12 protein-coding genes are annotated in these 11,715 nt (G+C 54.8%); all 12 read left to right on the forward strand.

Annotation, left to right across the window (positions count from 1 at the left end; all coding sequences use genetic code 11):
- The first annotated feature begins 38 nt into the window (after nucleotides 1-38).
- The 12 genes from plsX to ptsG all read left to right on the forward strand — a co-directional run bounded on the left by plsX (nucleotide 39) and on the right by ptsG (nucleotide 11,572).
- Complete coding sequence (plsX, locus tag ACMGGQ_RS06480; protein ID WP_063621375.1) at nucleotides 39-1,073, forward strand: phosphate acyltransferase PlsX; 1,035 nt, start codon at nucleotides 39-41, stop codon at nucleotides 1,071-1,073.
- A gap of 6 nt (nucleotides 1,074-1,079) precedes the next feature.
- Nucleotides 1,080-2,033 carry a beta-ketoacyl-ACP synthase III gene (locus ACMGGQ_RS06485; RefSeq protein WP_008500797.1) on the forward strand — a complete coding sequence of 318 codons (954 nt, stop codon included), beginning with the start codon at nucleotides 1,080-1,082 and terminating at the stop codon, nucleotides 2,031-2,033.
- Between the two features lie 15 nt (nucleotides 2,034-2,048).
- Nucleotides 2,049-2,978, forward strand: a complete 930-nt coding sequence (fabD, locus tag ACMGGQ_RS06490) for an ACP S-malonyltransferase (protein ID WP_045910200.1) — start codon at nucleotides 2,049-2,051, stop codon at nucleotides 2,976-2,978.
- 12 nt (nucleotides 2,979-2,990) lie between these two features.
- On the forward strand, nucleotides 2,991-3,725 hold the full coding sequence (fabG, locus tag ACMGGQ_RS06495) for a 3-oxoacyl-ACP reductase FabG (RefSeq protein ID WP_008500795.1): 735 nt from the start codon (nucleotides 2,991-2,993) through the stop codon (nucleotides 3,723-3,725).
- Nucleotides 3,726-3,879: 154 nt separating this feature from the next.
- Entirely contained in the window at nucleotides 3,880-4,116 is a 237-nt protein-coding gene (acpP, locus tag ACMGGQ_RS06500) for an acyl carrier protein (RefSeq protein ID WP_003857954.1), read from the forward strand.
- A 91-nt stretch (nucleotides 4,117-4,207) separates the two neighbouring features.
- A complete protein-coding gene (gene fabF, locus ACMGGQ_RS06505) occupies nucleotides 4,208-5,449 on the forward strand; it encodes a beta-ketoacyl-ACP synthase II (protein ID WP_045910201.1) in 1,242 nt (413 codons plus the stop codon).
- A gap of 120 nt (nucleotides 5,450-5,569) precedes the next feature.
- Nucleotides 5,570-6,379, forward strand: a complete 810-nt coding sequence (gene pabC, locus ACMGGQ_RS06510) for an aminodeoxychorismate lyase (RefSeq protein WP_420289731.1) — start codon at nucleotides 5,570-5,572, stop codon at nucleotides 6,377-6,379.
- A gap of 2 nt (nucleotides 6,380-6,381) precedes the next feature.
- The gene (yceG, locus tag ACMGGQ_RS06515) at nucleotides 6,382-7,404 is read left to right on the forward strand and encodes a cell division protein YceG (RefSeq protein WP_104948866.1); all 1,023 of its coding nucleotides are present in this window, start codon (nucleotides 6,382-6,384) and stop codon (nucleotides 7,402-7,404) included.
- The gene (gene tmk / locus ACMGGQ_RS06520; protein WP_420289732.1) at nucleotides 7,394-8,035 is read left to right on the forward strand and encodes a dTMP kinase; all 642 of its coding nucleotides are present in this window, start codon (nucleotides 7,394-7,396) and stop codon (nucleotides 8,033-8,035) included. Before yceG ends, tmk begins: the two co-directional genes overlap by 11 nt.
- Entirely contained in the window at nucleotides 8,032-9,036 is a 1,005-nt protein-coding gene (gene holB / locus ACMGGQ_RS06525; RefSeq protein ID WP_048027447.1) for a DNA polymerase III subunit delta', read from the forward strand. The genes tmk and holB overlap by 4 nt, the downstream gene beginning before the upstream one ends.
- A 10-nt stretch (nucleotides 9,037-9,046) precedes the next feature.
- Nucleotides 9,047-9,841: a metal-dependent hydrolase gene (locus ACMGGQ_RS06530; protein WP_420289733.1), complete on the forward strand. Its 795-nt coding sequence runs from the start codon at nucleotides 9,047-9,049 to the stop codon at nucleotides 9,839-9,841.
- A gap of 297 nt (nucleotides 9,842-10,138) precedes the next feature.
- Nucleotides 10,139-11,572 carry a PTS glucose transporter subunit IIBC gene (gene ptsG, locus ACMGGQ_RS06535; RefSeq protein ID WP_008500788.1) on the forward strand — a complete coding sequence of 478 codons (1,434 nt, stop codon included), beginning with the start codon at nucleotides 10,139-10,141 and terminating at the stop codon, nucleotides 11,570-11,572.
- The last annotated feature ends 143 nt before the right edge of the window (nucleotides 11,573-11,715 follow it).

The following is an 11,715-nucleotide window of genomic DNA, read 5'->3' on the forward strand; positions in this document are numbered from 1 at the left end:
CAAACGGGGAACTTACCGAACCAGGCTGCGACGATACCTTGACACGTCTAACCCTGGCGTTAGATGTCATGGGGGGAGATTTTGGCCCTTCCGTGACAGTGCCTGCAGCATTGCAGGCACTGAATTCTAATTCGCAACTCACTCTTCTTTTAGTCGGCAATCCCGACACAATCACGCCATTACTTGCAAAAGCTGACTTTGAACAACGTTCACGTCTGCAGATTATTCCTGCGCAGTCAGTTATTGCCAGTGATGCCCGACCCTCGCAGGCGATTCGTAATAGCCGCGGCAGCTCGATGCGGATAGCGCTGGAGCTGGTGAAAGAAGGTCGAGCCCAGGCTTGCGTTAGCGCGGGAAATACCGGCGCGCTGATGGGGCTGTCGAAATTATTGCTCAAACCGATTGACGGTATTGAGCGTCCGGCGCTGGTGACGGTGTTGCCGCATCAGCAGAAGGGCAAGACGGTAGTGCTCGATTTGGGCGCGAACGTCGATTGTGATAGTACAATGCTGGCTCAGTTTGCCGTCATGGGATCGGTGCTGGCAGAAGAGGTGGTCGGGATCAACACTCCCCGTGTTGCGTTACTGAACATTGGTGAAGAAGAGACCAAAGGCCTGGACAGCATTCGCGAAGCAGCTGAATTGCTCAAACAGGTTCCCTCCATCAACTATATTGGTTATCTCGAAGCCAATGAGTTGTTGACGGGTAAAACGGATGTTCTGGTGTGCGATGGCTTCACCGGGAACGTGACGTTGAAAACCATGGAAGGGGTCGTGCGGATGTTTCTTTCTCTGCTGAAATCACAGGGAGAGGGCAAAAAAAGCGCCTGGTGGCTGATTTTATTGAAGCGTTGGTTACAAAAGAGCCTGACGCGGCGATTCAGTCACCTCAACCCCGACCAGTATAATGGCGCCTGTCTGTTAGGATTGCGCGGCATCGTGATTAAGAGTCATGGCGCCGCCAATCAGCGAGCATTTGCTGTCGCGATTGAACAGGCAGTGCAGGCGGTGCAGCGACAAGTCCCTCAGCGGATTGCCGCTCGCCTGGGATCTGTATTAGCTAAAAGTGACTGAGCGTACATGTATACGAAGATTTTAGGTACCGGCAGCTACCTGCCAAAACAGGTGCGTACCAACGCCGATCTGGAAAAAATGGTAGATACGTCTGACGAGTGGATTGTCACGCGCACAGGTATCCGTGAACGTCGTATTGCCGCGCCAGACGAAACCGTGTCGACCATGGGTTACGAAGCCGCACAGCGTGCTATCGAAATGGCGGGCATTGATAAAGAACAGATCGGTTTGATCGTGGTGGCCACGACGTCTGCCACGCATGCTTTCCCAAGCGCGGCGTGCCAGGTGCAAAACATGCTCGGTATTAAGGGCTGCCCGGCGTTTGACGTCGCTGCCGCATGCGCAGGTTTTACCTATGCGCTGAGCGTAGCCGATCAGTACGTGAAGTCAGGTGCCGTTAAATATGCGCTGGTGATCGGTGCTGACGTGCTGGCGCGTACCTGCGATCCGACCGATCGTGGAACGATCATTATTTTTGGTGATGGTGCGGGTGCGGTGCTGCTGGGGCAGTCCGAAGAGCCGGGTATCATCTCTACGCATCTGCATGCTGACGGCAGCTATGGCGAACTGTTGACCCTGCCTAACGCCGATCGCGTAAATCCGGACAACTCGATTTACCTGACGATGGCAGGGAACGAGGTGTTCAAGGTGGCGGTGACTGAGCTTGCGCACATCGTTGATGAAACGCTGGAAGCGAATAACCTTGAACGCTCCGCGCTCGACTGGCTGGTGCCGCATCAGGCGAACCTGCGTATCATCAGCGCAACCGCGAAAAAGCTGGGCATGTCGATGGATAACGTTGTGGTGACGCTGGATCGTCACGGCAACACCTCTGCGGCGTCAGTACCGTGCGCATTTGATGAAGCGGTACGCGACGGGCGAATCAAACGGGGCCAGTTGGTCTTGCTTGAAGCCTTCGGTGGCGGGTTCACCTGGGGTTCCGCGCTGGTTCGTTTCTAGGATAAGGAATAAAAAATGACGCAATTTGCTTTTGTGTTCCCGGGGCAGGGCTCTCAAACCGTTGGGATGTTGTCTGAAATGGCAGCAACCTATCCGGTCATTGAAGAGACTTTCCGTGAAGCTTCTGATGCACTGGGTTATGATTTATGGGCGCTGACCCAGCAGGGTCCTGCCGAAGAGCTGAACAAAACCTGGCAGACCCAGCCCGCGCTGCTGACCGCGTCCGTTGCGCTGTGGCGTGTCTGGCAGCAGCAGGGCGGTAAAGCGCCCGCACTGCTCGCAGGACATAGCCTGGGTGAATACTCAGCGCTGGTTTGTGCCGGTGTGATCGCGTTTGCTGACGCGGTTCGTCTGGTGGAACTGCGCGGTAAATTCATGCAGGAAGCAGTGCCAGAAGGCACGGGTGGCATGTCAGCCATCATCGGTCTGGATGATGCCGCGATTGCAAAAGCGTGTGAAGAGTCTGCTGAAGGTCAGGTTGTCTCTCCGGTTAACTTCAACTCGCCGGGCCAGGTGGTTATCGCCGGTCATAAAGAAGCGGTTGAGCGTGCCGGTGCAGCCTGTAAAGCGGCGGGTGCCAAACGTGCGCTGCCGCTGCCGGTCAGCGTGCCGTCTCACTGTGCGCTGATGAAGCCCGCTGCCGAGAAACTGGCGGTTGAGCTGGAAAAAATTACGTTTAACGCACCGACAATTTCCGTTGTGAACAACGTCGATGTGAAATGCGAAACCGCGCCGGAAGCTATCCGCGACGCGCTGGTTCGCCAGCTCTACAGCCCGGTACAGTGGACCAAAACCGTTGAGTTTATGGCCTCTCAGGGCGTTGAGCATCTGTATGAAGTCGGCCCAGGGAAAGTCCTCACCGGTCTGACAAAACGTATTGTTGACACCCTGACAGCCTCGGCGATTAACGAGCCGGAAGCGATGTCAGCGGCACTCTCGCAATAAAAGAGGAATACCATGAGTTTTGAAGGAAAAATTGCCCTGGTCACTGGCGCAAGCCGCGGTATCGGGCGTGCAATTGCTGAAACACTGGTTGCGCGCGGCGCGAAGGTGATTGGGACAGCAACCAGCGAGAATGGCGCTCAGGCTATCAGTGAATATCTGGGTGCAAACGGTAAAGGTCTGGTACTGAATGTGACCGAACCTGCATCTATCGAATCTGTTCTGGAAAATATTCGCGCAGAGTTTGGCGAAGTGGATATTCTGGTAAACAACGCCGGGATCACTCGCGATAACCTGTTAATGCGAATGAAAGACGACGAGTGGAACGATATTATCGAAACCAACCTGTCATCTGTATTCCGTCTGTCAAAAGCGGTAATGCGCGCTATGATGAAAAAGCGTCATGGTCGTATTATCACTGTCGGTTCTGTGGTTGGTACCATGGGAAATGCTGGTCAGGCTAACTACGCTGCGGCGAAAGCCGGTCTGATTGGTTTCAGTAAGTCGCTGGCGCGTGAAGTCGCGTCCCGCGGTATTACGGTAAACGTTGTTGCTCCGGGCTTTATTGAAACGGACATGACGCGTGCGCTGACTGATGAGCAGCGTGCGGGTACGCTGGCGGCAGTTCCGGCGGGTCGTCTTGGCGACCCTAAAGAAATCGCCAGTGCGGTTGCATTTTTAGCCTCTGACGAAGCGGGTTACATCACTGGTGAGACCCTCCACGTCAACGGCGGGATGTATATGGTTTAACCACGATGAAAAATATTTGCGTTATTAGGGCGAATGGCCTCAAAATAACGTAAAATCGTGGTAAGAACTGCCGGGATTTAGTTGCAAATTTTTCAACATTTTATACACTACGAAAACCATCGCGAAAGCGAGTTTTGATAGGAAATTTAAGAGTATGAGCACTATCGAAGAACGCGTTAAGAAAATTATCGGCGAACAGCTGGGCGTTAAGCAGGAAGAAGTTGTGAACTCCGCTTCCTTCGTTGAAGACCTGGGCGCAGATTCTCTTGACACCGTTGAGCTGGTAATGGCTCTGGAAGAAGAGTTTGATACTGAGATTCCGGACGAAGAAGCTGAGAAGATCACCACCGTTCAGGCTGCCATTGATTACATCAACGGTCACCAGGCGTAAGTGAACATCTCCAGGCGGTCATTCGACCGCCTGAGTTTTATCTTTTTTAGTCCCACGAATCTCTTTTTTTATCCCTCCCTGGAGGACAAACGTGTCTAAGCGTCGTGTAGTTGTGACCGGACTTGGCATGTTGTCTCCTGTCGGCAATACCGTAGAGTCCACCTGGAAAGCTCTCCTTGCCGGTCAGAGCGGCATCAGCCTAATCGACCATTTCGATACTAGCGCCTATGCAACGAAATTTGCTGGCTTAGTAAAGGATTTTAACTGTGAAGAGATCATCTCGCGCAAAGAGCAGCGCAAGATGGATGCCTTCATTCAATATGGAATTGTCGCTGGCGTTCAGGCCATGCAGGATTCTGGCCTTGTGATTACGGAAGAGAACGCAACCCGTATCGGCGCCGCTATCGGCTCCGGGATTGGCGGTCTTGGCCTGATCGAGGAAAACCATACATCCCTGATGAATGGCGGCCCGCGTAAGATCAGTCCGTTCTTCGTTCCGTCCACGATTGTTAATATGGTGGCAGGTCACCTGACCATCATGTTCGGCCTGCGTGGGCCAAGCATTTCTATCGCCACCGCCTGTACGTCTGGCGTACATAACATCGGCCAGGCCGCGCGCATTATTGCGTACGGCGATGCAGATGCTATGGTTGCCGGCGGTGCTGAAAAAGCCAGTACCCCACTGGGTGTCGGCGGTTTCGGCGCGGCCCGTGCGCTCTCTACCCGCAACGACAATCCACAGGCGGCAAGCCGTCCGTGGGATAAAGACCGTGATGGCTTCGTGCTGGGCGACGGTGCGGGCATGATCGTACTGGAAGAGTACGAACACGCGAAAAAACGCGGTGCGAAAATTTATGCTGAAGTCGTTGGCTTTGGTATGAGCAGCGATGCGTATCACATGACGTCTCCTCCGGAGAACGGTGCAGGTGCTGCGCTGGCGATGGAAAACGCGATCCGTGATGCGGGTATTACCCCGGCTCAGATTGGCTACGTCAACGCCCACGGCACATCTACACCTGCAGGCGATAAAGCGGAAGCTCAGGCGGTTAAGTCTATCTTCGGCGAGTCTGCCAGCCGCGTACTGGTGAGCTCCACGAAATCCATGACCGGTCACCTGCTGGGTGCGGCGGGTGCAGTAGAGTCAATCTACTCCATCCTTGCGCTGCGCGATCAGGCTGTTCCACCCACCATCAACCTGGATAACCCGGATGAAGGTTGCGATCTGGACTTCGTTCCTCACGAAGCGCGCCAGGTTAGCGGAATGGAGTATACCCTGTGTAACTCCTTCGGCTTTGGCGGCACCAACGGTTCTCTGATCTTCAAAAAGATCTGATCCTGACGTTCCGATCGCACTAAAAAAGGTCCGCTTGCCGGACCTTTTTTATTAAGGCTAATCTTCTTGTCGACTGCATGACATCCTGCCAGACTAAACGTCCACGCATAAGGAGCCACCATGTTTTTAATCAATGGCCTTGAGCAGGACACGCTGCCTGCCAGCGACAGGGCGGTACAGTTCGGGGATGGTTGCTTTACGACGGCGCGCATTCTGGATGGCCATGTTTGCCTTCTGGAAGCGCACATACGACGCCTACAGCATAGCTGTGAAAAGCTCATGATCCCCTTTACGCACTGGGACACCTTACGTCAGGAAATGTGCCAGCTCGCATCGGGGAAGCACAGCGGCGTACTCAAGGTTATCATCAGCCGCGGCAGTGGTGGCCGGGGTTACAGCGCTGCATCTTGTCTCGCCCCAACGCGTATTCTTTCCGTGTCTGCTTATCGCGCGCATTACTCTCGCTGGCGAGAAGACGGCGTCACGCTGACGCTAAGCCCGGTACGACTGGGACGAAACCCGATGCTGGCCGGGATTAAGCATCTCAATCGCCTGGAACAGGTGCTCATTCGTACTCATCTTGAACAGACGGACGACGATGAGGCCCTTGTCCTTGACAGCGAAGGGTTCATTACGGAATGCTGTGCGGCTAATTTGTTCTGGCGACAGGGCAGGAACGTGTTCACCCCCGCTCTGGATCAGGCTGGCGTGAACGGCATAATGCGCCAATTTTGTTTGCAGCAGCTGGCACACTCTGACTTTCACGTTGTCGAAGTTAACGCAAAGGAAGAGGTGCTACAGACTGCTGATGAAGTCATTATTTGTAACGCGCTGATGCCTGTTGTGCCCGTTCGCGCCTGCGGCCAGCTACGCTGGTCGTCGCGCGAGCTGTTTCAGTTTTTAGCCCCGATATGTGAGCAAACCAGATAGTCATGAAAAAAATGTTGCGCTTTGTCCTTCTCCTCATTGTTGCGCTGGGCGTTGCTGGCGGAGCAGGCGTATGGAAAGTTCGCCAGCTGGCGGACAGCAAGATCCTGGTTAAAGACGAAACGATCTTTACCCTGAAAGCGGGAACCGGCCGCCAGGCGCTTGGGGAACAGCTCTACGGTGATAAAATTATCAATCGTCCACGGGTGTTCCAGTGGTTATTGCGTGTGGAGCCTGAACTGTCACATTTCAAAGCCGGTACCTATCGCTTTACGCCGGGAATGACCGTCAGAGAGATGCTGCAGCTGCTGGAAAGCGGCAAAGAAGCCCAGTTCCCTCTGCGATTTGTGGAAGGGATGCGCCTGAGTGATTACCTCAAACAGCTGCGCGATGCGCCGTATATCAAACATACCCTGAAGGATGACAGCTACCAGACGGTGGCCGACGTGCTCAAGTTTGAGCATCCCGAATGGGTGGAAGGCTGGTTCTGGCCAGATACCTGGATGTACACCGCCGGTACGACCGATGTGGCGATCCTGAAGCGGGCGCACAAAAAAATGGTCGCCGCCGTGGATGCGGCCTGGGAAGGGCGAATGGAGGGTTTACCCTATAAAGATCAAAACCAGTTTGTCACCATGGCCTCGATTATCGAGAAAGAGACCGCCGTTGCCGCCGAGCGCGATCGGGTGGCGTCAGTATTTATCAACCGTCTGCGCATTGGCATGCGCCTGCAAACCGACCCTACCGTCATCTACGGCATGGGCGAGAGCTACACGGGCAAGATCTCCAGAAAAGATCTGGAGACGCCAACGGCGTATAATACCTACGTGATTAGCGGTTTACCGCCTGGCCCGATTGCCACGCCGAGCGAGGCTTCTCTCAAAGCCGCCGCGCATCCGGCGAAAACACCGTATCTCTATTTTGTGGCTGATGGAAAAGGGGGACACACCTTTAACACCAACCTTGCCAGCCACAATCGCTCTGTTCAGGACTATCTGAAGGCACTTAAGGAAAAAAATGCGCAGTAAATACATTGTGATTGAGGGACTCGAAGGGGCGGGTAAAACCACCGCCCGCAACGTGGTGGTGGATACGCTGAAATCGCTTGGCGTCGCCGACATGGTCTTCACCCGCGAGCCGGGCGGTACGCAACTTGCGGAGAAACTGCGCAGCCTGGTGCTGGATATTAAATCCGTTGGCGACGAAGTTATCACTGACAAAGCCGAAGTGTTAATGTTCTACGCGGCGCGCGTACAGCTGGTTGAGACGGTGATCAAACCCGCCCTGGCCGATGGCAAGTGGGTAATCGGCGATCGTCACGATCTGTCGACTCAGGCTTATCAGGGCGGTGGACGCGGTATTGACCAGACCATGCTGGCAACGCTGCGCAATGCCGTACTGGGGGATTTTCGCCCCGACCTGACGCTCTATCTGGATGTGACCCCGGAAGTGGGTCTTAAACGCGCCCGCGCGCGCGGCGAGCTCGACCGCATTGAAAAAGAGTCGTTTGATTTCTTTAACCGCACCCGTGCGCGCTATCTTGAGCTGGCCGCACAGGACAGCTCCATTCGTACCATCGATGCAACGCAATCCCTGGATGAGGTGACGCGTGACATTCAGCAAACCGTGACGCAGTGGGTGCAGGAGCAGCAGGCATGAAATGGTATCCATGGTTGCGCCCGCACTTTGAACAGCTGATCGGCAGCTATCAGGCGGGGCGGGGGCATCATGCGTTACTGATTCAGGCATTGCCGGGAATGGGCGATGATGCATTGATTTATGCCATCACCCGTTTTCTGATGTGCCAGCAGCCGGAAGGGCATAAAAGCTGCGGCAAATGCCGTGGCTGTCAGCTGATGCAGGCGGGCACACATCCTGACTACTACACGCTTGAGCCGGAGAAGGGGAAAAGCGCCCTCGGTATCGATGCCGTGCGGGAAGTCAGTGAAAAATTGTACGAACACGCGCGGCTGGGCGGCGCTAAAGTGGTCTGGCTTAAAGACGCCACGCAACTGACCGAGGCGGCAGCTAACGCCCTGCTGAAAACCCTGGAAGAGCCGCCGGTAAAAACGTGGTTTTTCCTCTCGTGCCGTGACCCGGGACGCTTGCTGGCGACGCTGCGCAGCCGCTGTCGTCTCCATCACCTTGCTGTGCCTCAGGAATCGTGGGCGCTGAGCTGGCTGGAGCGAGAGGTGACAACGTCACCTGAGAGTGCGCTGTCCGCCTTGCGCCTGAGCAGCGGCGCGCCCGCAGCGGCGCTGGCATTGCTGCAACCTGACGTCTGGTCGCAGCGAGAAACGCTTTGCCGGGCCGTCGAAATGGCACTTAATAACCACGACTGGCTAAGCGTATTGCCTGCGCTCAACAGCGATCAGGCCGTTGAGCGTCTGCACTGGCTGGCCTCGTTACTGCTGGATGCCCTCAAACTTCAGCAAGGGGCAACGCTGCTGACCAACCCGGACGCGTGGACACTGGTGAATACGCTGGCGAACCGCCTCTCAGGGACGATTCTTCATGCGATGCTTCATGAAATTTGCCAGAGCCGAGAACAGCTTTTAACCGTGACGGGTCTTAATCGCGAGCTTTTACTGACCGACCAGTTACTGCGTATTGAACACTACCTGCAACCCGGCACCACACCGCCGGTTTCCCATCTCTGAGAGAGACATTATGTTTTTAGTCGACTCACACTGCCATCTTGATGGCCTGGATTATCAATCCCTGCATAAAAACGTGGATGACGTGCTGGAAAAAGCCGCCGCCCGCGATGTGAAATTCTGCCTTGCGGTAGCGACGACGCTGCCGGGCTATCGCACGATGCGCGAGCTGGTGGGCGTTCGCGATAACGTGGTGTTTTCCTGCGGCGTACACCCCCTGAACCAGGATGAAGAATATGACGTTGACGATTTGCGTCGTCTGGCGGCGGAAGAGGGCGTTGTGGCAATGGGCGAGACCGGGCTGGACTATTTCTACACGCCGGAAACCAAACCGCGCCAGCAGGCGTCGTTCCGCAACCATATTCGCATTGGCCGCGAACTGAACAAGCCGGTTATCGTCCACACCCGCGATGCGCGTGAGGATACCCTGGCGATCCTCCGGGAAGAAAACGTGACGGATTGCGGTGGCGTACTACACTGTTTCACAGAAGACAGAGAAACGGCGGGTAAACTGCTTGATTTGGGGTTTTATATCTCGTTTTCCGGGATTGTGACGTTCCGTAACGCTGAGCAGCTGCGTGATGCTGCACGTTATGTTCCGCTCGATCGCATTCTGGTAGAGACCGATTCTCCCTATCTGGCACCGGTTCCGCATCGCGGTAAAGAGAACCAGCCCGCGATGACGCGAGATGTGGCTGAGTACATGGCCGTCCTGAAGGGCGTCAGCATCGAAGAGCTGGCCCGCGTGACGACAGAAAACTTCTCCACGCTGTTCCATATTGACCCTGCCCGCCTGCAATCTGTCTGATACACCTGTTTTTTTTAGGCTCGTAATTAATAAATAAACCGAGTAAAGTTCACCGCCTCATTTGGGGCGGTGATGCTGTTTTTAGACACATCCGGACATGCTTTTTGTAAATAACTGAAAGTTTTTCGACCGTCTTAAGCTGAAACGTGATAGCCGTCAAACAAACTCAGAGGGAATTATTTTACTCTGTGTAATAAATAAAGGGCGCTTAGATGTCCTGTCCACGGCACGGTACTCCCCCCGGGCCAATGCGTGAAAGCGTAAAAAAAGCACAAATACTCAGGAGCACTCTCAATTATGTTTAAGAATGCATTTGCTAACCTGCAAAAGGTCGGTAAATCGCTGATGCTGCCAGTATCCGTACTGCCTATCGCAGGTATCCTGCTGGGTGTCGGTTCTGCTAACTTCAGCTGGCTGCCAGCCGTAGTGTCCCATGTGATGGCCGAAGCAGGCGGTTCTGTCTTTGCTAACATGCCACTGATCTTCGCGATCGGTGTGGCTCTGGGCTTCACCAATAACGACGGCGTATCTGCGCTGGCTGCAGTGGTTGCTTACGGCATCATGGTAAAAACCATGGCTGTGGTTGCGCCGCTGGTTCTGCATTTACCGGCAGAAGAGATCGCTGCGAAACACCTGGCAGACACCGGTGTTCTCGGCGGTATCATCTCCGGTGCGATTGCAGCGTATATGTTCAACCGCTTCTATCGCATCAAGCTGCCTGAGTACCTGGGCTTCTTCGCGGGCAAGCGTTTCGTTCCGATCATCTCTGGTCTGGCAGCGATTTTCACTGGCGTGATCCTGTCCTTCATCTGGCCACCAATCGGCTCCGCTATCCAGACCTTCTCTCAGTGGGCTGCTTACCAGAACCCGGTTGTGGCGTTTGGTATCTACGGCTTCATCGAGCGTTGCCTGGTGCCATTTGGTCTGCACCACATCTGGAACGTTCCATTCCAGATGCAGATTGGTGAATTCACCAACGCAGCAGGTCAGGTATTCCACGGCGATATCCCACGTTACATGGCGGGCGACCCAACTGCAGGTAAACTGTCTGGTGGCTTCCTGTTCAAAATGTACGGTCTGCCAGCAGCGGCGATTGCTATCTGGCACTCTGCGAAGCCAGAGAACCGTGCAAAAGTGGGCGGTATCATGATCTCCGCAGCGCTGACCTCGTTCCTGACCGGTATCACCGAGCCGATCGAGTTCTCCTTCATGTTCGTTGCGCCGATCCTGTACGTTATCCACGCGATTCTGGCGGGCCTGGCGTTCCCAATCTGTATTCTGCTGGGTATGCGTGACGGTACGTCCTTCTCTCACGGCCTGATCGACTTCATCGTTCTGTCCGGTAACAGCAGCAAACTGTGGCTGTTCCCAATCGTCGGTGCGTGCTATGCCGTTGTTTACTACACCATCTTCCGCGTGCTGATTAAAGCACTGGACCTGAAAACCCCAGGCCGTGAAGATGCGACAGAAGACAGCAAAGCGGGCGCGACCAGCGAAATGGCTCCTGCACTGGTTGCCGCGTTCGGTGGTAAAGAGAACATCACTAACCTGGACGCGTGTATCACTCGTCTGCGTGTGAGCGTTGCTGACGTCGCGAAAGTAGACCAGCCGGGTCTGAAAAAACTGGGTGCAGCTGGAGTAGTTGTTGCAGGTTCGGGTGTACAGGCAATCTTCGGTACTAAATCCGATAACCTGAAAACCGAAATGGATGAGTACATCCGCAACAACTAAGTTGTGACCCTGGGGAGACTAAGGCAGCCGAATGGCTGCCTTTTTTATTTGTGCTGTTTGTCATGCCCGGCGGCGCTGCGCTTACCGGGCCTACGAAATGCAAATGTAGGCCGGGTAAGGCGTAGCCGCCACCCGGCTTAACA

Origin of the sequence: Enterobacter sp. BNK-13, from assembly GCF_048685015.1 — a bacterium.
GTDB classification, from domain to species: domain Bacteria; phylum Pseudomonadota; class Gammaproteobacteria; order Enterobacterales; family Enterobacteriaceae; genus Enterobacter; species Enterobacter quasiroggenkampii.